The sequence below is a fragment of the Aliivibrio sp. S3MY1 genome (assembly GCF_028765575.1).
Taxonomy (GTDB): domain Bacteria; phylum Pseudomonadota; class Gammaproteobacteria; order Enterobacterales; family Vibrionaceae; genus Aliivibrio.
Genome location: NZ_JARACO010000061.1, coordinates 1 through 2,120, shown reverse-complemented (window position 1 = coordinate 2,120; position 2,120 = coordinate 1). Strand labels below are relative to the sequence as shown.

The window sequence follows — 2,120 nt, the reverse complement described above, 5'->3', positions numbered from 1 at the left end:
GGGTTTTGTGATTAAGGCGGTTAATTCAAGTTGGTTTGCATAGTAATAAACGTGTTATGCCAGCGTTATATGCAAAAATGAGTTTATGAGCTAAATAGGGTAGAATTCTATTTTTTAACTGTAGTGAGCCACAAATGAATAAGCCCATCGAACAAAGAATTGGTAATATCGCCTTAGTTGTTGAAAACTATGATGATGCAATTGAATTTTATACCAAAAAACTACAATTTGATCTTGTCGAAGATACTGATTTAGGCGGTGGTAAACGTTGGGTTCAAATATCTCCACCTAATTCAACAGGAACAAATTTGCTATTGGCTCAAGCAAGTAATGATGACCAATTAAAATCAGTTGGCAATCAAGCTGGCGGTCGTGTTTTCTTATTTCTTCAAACTAATGATTTCTGGCGTGACTATGAGTTTATGAAAGCTCAAGGTGTCGAGTTTACTGAAGATCCACGTGTTGAAGAATACGGCACAGTTGTTGTATTTAAAGACTTATACGGTACAAAATGGGACTTATTGCAGTTAAATCAAGCTGACTAAGTCTGTAGCATATAACAAATGCATCAACACGATTTGCTACACTCGGCGTTGTCAGTTTGCCTTTAGTTTCAGTGATTAAGGAGTTAAAATTCAGGTAAGTCTGCATGGTAGCAAACGTGTTATGCAGGCGTTATATTAAATATTTACAGGGACAGTAAGTATGAATGTTAGTAATTCGAATAAAAAAACAAACTATGTGTTCAGCTGCTCTCTTTTAGCTTTATGCATACTTACCATTATTTCAATTGTAGTCTCTAGCCCTCCTGTTATTTATACTTATAAATCAGCTATATTTGCTCTGACATTTTCAGGTGTAATTGTCATAGTAACTATAGTGGAAATTAAATTAAGAAAAATAAGAGGTTACTATCTGAAGCAAGCAGTAATTTCACTTTTTCCAAGCACTCTACTCATATTATTTTCAATCCCAACTTTTGCTTGGATAGAGTACAATTTTTCAGACTTTGTAATGCAGACAGTAGTTACTGTTGAGAGAAAAGAAATCAAGTATTATCGGAATAGCATTAGTTGCTATGAGTTGTCTCTGGGTAATGACTTTATAAACGGAAACCTTTGTGCTTCACCAAATATGTATGCGGAAAGTCAGCTCTATTCTTCTATAGAGATAACATACAAAAAATCACCTTTTGGCTATCTCATTAAAATTTAATATAACAAATGCATCAACACGATTTGCTACACTCGGCGTTATCAGTTTGCCTTTAGTTTTGGTGATTAAGGCAGTAAAATTCAGTTAAGTCTGTATCGTAGCAAACGTGTTATGCAGGCGTTATGCCAATAGGTGTTTGATTTTATTCTTATGGAGGTTGCGTAGTTAATGAATATCGTTGAAACGGTGAGATATCATCTTTCTGAAATTGGGTACCCTAAAAGTAATCTTAAAACAGGCCAAGTTAGGGCTATATCAGCTCAAACCTTTAAAACTATTGAAAATAAAGATATATCTAATGTATTGGCATTATGTACACAATTATTGGAATCCAAAGATTGGGCATTGGGCATTGGGTGTTATTGCTTACGATTGGGCTTTTAGGGTAAAAAAGCAATACTCAAAAGAAACGTTCTACGTATTTGAAAATTGGTTAACAAACTATGTTACTGATTGGAATGATTGTGATGATTTCTGTACTCATGCTTTTGGTGAGTTAATATCCCAATATAATGAGTTATTTGATATGGCACTAAAATGGATTAGTCATCCTAACTTTGCCGTTCGACGAGCCGCTGCTGTCATTTTAATTTATCCAATGAATAAGGATAAATACTCAGGTATAAATCCATTGAAAGTTGCGGATTTATTAATTAAAGATGATCATGACCTTGTACAAAAAGGATATGGCTGGATGCTTAAGGTGCTTAGCCAAAAAGAACCTCAATTAGTCATTAATTATGTGAACTCTACGCATAAGATCATGCCGCGAGTTGCATTCCGCTATGCAATAGAAAAATTAGATAATCAAACAAAACTAGATTTAATGTCACTTTGAGTATTGGCATAACAAAGCAATCAACACGATTTATTACATTCGGCGTTGTAGGTTTGTCTTTGGTTTC

Annotated in this window: 2 protein-coding genes and 1 pseudogene; all 3 read left to right on the top strand. The window is 34.3% G+C overall.

Annotated features, from left to right (window positions below; translation table 11 throughout):
- Positions 1-134 precede the first annotated feature (134 nt).
- The 3 genes and pseudogenes from PVK62_RS17160 (at position 135) to PVK62_RS17150 (ending at position 2,053) form a co-directional block, all read left to right on the top strand.
- Entirely contained in the window at positions 135-545 is a 411-nt protein-coding gene (locus PVK62_RS17160) for a VOC family protein (RefSeq protein ID WP_274445597.1), read from the top strand.
- 160 nt (positions 546-705) lie between these two features.
- The gene (locus PVK62_RS17155) at positions 706-1,215 is read left to right on the top strand and encodes a hypothetical protein (RefSeq protein ID WP_274445596.1); all 510 of its coding nucleotides are present in this window, start codon (positions 706-708) and stop codon (positions 1,213-1,215) included.
- Between the two features lie 168 nt (positions 1,216-1,383).
- A pseudogene (locus tag PVK62_RS17150) lies at positions 1,384-2,053 on the top strand (DNA alkylation repair protein).
- The last annotated feature ends 67 nt before the right edge of the window (positions 2,054-2,120 follow it).